Source organism: Roseateles sp. P5_E11 (assembly GCF_054049355.1).
Window position 1 is genome coordinate 1 of record NZ_JBFUMO010000882.1, and the last position, 1,689, is coordinate 1,689.

The 1,689-nt window shown below is 62.2% G+C and carries 2 protein-coding genes; one reads left to right on the forward strand and one right to left on the reverse strand.

The window, feature by feature from the left end:
• The coding region (aceA, locus tag ACXJKR_RS31705; protein ID WP_457326234.1) for an isocitrate lyase at positions 1–768 on the reverse strand (768 nt) is incomplete at its 3' end.
• Between the two features lie 278 nt (positions 769–1,046).
• On the opposite strand from aceA, the gene ACXJKR_RS31710 reads away from it, so the two are divergent.
• Positions 1,047–1,598: a GNAT family N-acetyltransferase gene (locus ACXJKR_RS31710; protein WP_056201626.1), complete on the forward strand. Its 552-nt coding sequence runs from the start codon at positions 1,047–1,049 to the stop codon at positions 1,596–1,598.
• Positions 1,599–1,689: the final 91 nt, after the last annotated feature.

Genomic DNA, 1,689 nt, shown 5'->3' on the forward strand with positions numbered 1-1,689 from the left:
GCCTTCGACGGTGCGCTCGCCGGTGCAGAACGGCTTGTCGTTGTCGTCGATGTCGGCGGTGACGAGGTCGCCGGCTTCGGCGTCGGTACGGGCGACCAGCAGCGTGGGCGTGCCCATGACGTCGGCAGCCAGGCGGGCGGCGACGAGCTTGGCCACGGCCTCACGGGTGGGCACGAGCACCTTGCCGCCCATGTGGCCGCACTTCTTGGCGCTGGCAAGCTGGTCTTCGAAGTGCACGCCCGCGGCACCGGCCTCGATCATGGCCTTCATCAGCTCGAAGGCGTTCAGCACGCCGCCAAAGCCCGCTTCGGCGTCGGCCACGATGGGGGCGAAGAAGTCGATGTCGTCCTTGCCTTCGCTCCACTGGATCTGGTCGGCGCGCTGGAAGGTGGCGTTGATCTTCTTGACGACCTTGGGCACCGAGTCCACCGAGTACAGCGACTGGTCGGGATACATCTCGCCATTGCTGTTGGCGTCACCGGCGACCTGCCAACCGGACAGGTAGATGGCCTTCAGGCCGGCCTTGACCTGCTGCATGGCCTGGTTGCCGGTCAGGGCGCCCAGGGCGTTGACGAAAGGCTCGGTGTTCACCAGGCCCCAGAGCTTCTCGGCACCGCGCTTGGCCAGCGTGTGTTCGATCTCGATGGAGCCGCGCAGGCGCACGACGTCGGCGGCGCTGTAGCCGCGGGTGATGCCCTTCCAACGGGGGTTCTCAGCCCAGTCTTTTTCCAGGGCGGCGATCTGTTGGTCACGGGTGAGGCGGGTCATGAAAAGCTCCTTGCTGAACATCGAAAACCGATGGTGCAAGACTAGGCCTTGGACCTGGCCTTGTGAAGCCGCTAGTCTTATATAAGACGAAAAACTTTGTCATTTAAAAACAATGGCTTATGTTTTATTTTTCAAATCAAGAAATGCCATTCACCATAATGAGAAATATTGCGGCAGCGCACCATGGTTGCTTTTCACGATTTGAAAAGTGACTTTCGAATCGTGAGAACGCACCGCTTCAGAATGCGTCCAACCATGACCCACTCAGGCTGCGTGCCATGACCCTTCTCGTGACCCCTCGGCTGCGCCTTGAGCCGCTGAACGACAGCCATTTCGAGGCCCTGTACCGCCTGAACAGCGACCCCGTCGTCATGCGCTACATCACCGGCCGGCCTGACACGCCGGAAGACACGCAGTCCATGATCGACCGCGTGAAGGCCCGCTGGGCCGAGTTCGGCTATTCCTGGTGGGGTTTCATCCGCCAGGACAACGGCGACCTGATCGGCACCGGCTGCATCCAGCACCTGAACCGCGACCCGGCGGGGCCGCTGGAGACCGGCTGGCGGCTGCGCCAGGATGCCTGGGGCGTGGGCTATGCCAGCGAAGCAGCCCGCCACATGGTCGGCTGGGCGTTCAAGACGCTCAAGCCGGAGTTGATCTGCGCCGTCTGCCAGCCCGAGAACACGCCCTCCTCCACCGTCATGGAGCGCCTGGGCATGACCTTCACCGGCAACGGCCGCTGGTATGACATGGATTGCAGGCGCTACGACATCACCGCGGCGCAATGGGCGGCCAGCCCAGCTAAAACACGCTACGACGCTGAGGCATAGTTCGGTTTCTCGCAATCACTCTGCACGGAGGACCTATGGCCAACACCGAACAACGCGGCAACAAGATGACGAAGAAACCCAAGAAGGACAC

Excerpts from the sequence above, each read along its gene's own strand:
- ACXJKR_RS31710 (WP_056201626.1), top strand. The coding sequence starts at position 1,047 with ATGACCCTTCTCGTGACCCCTCGGCTGCGCCTTGAGCCGCTGAACGAC.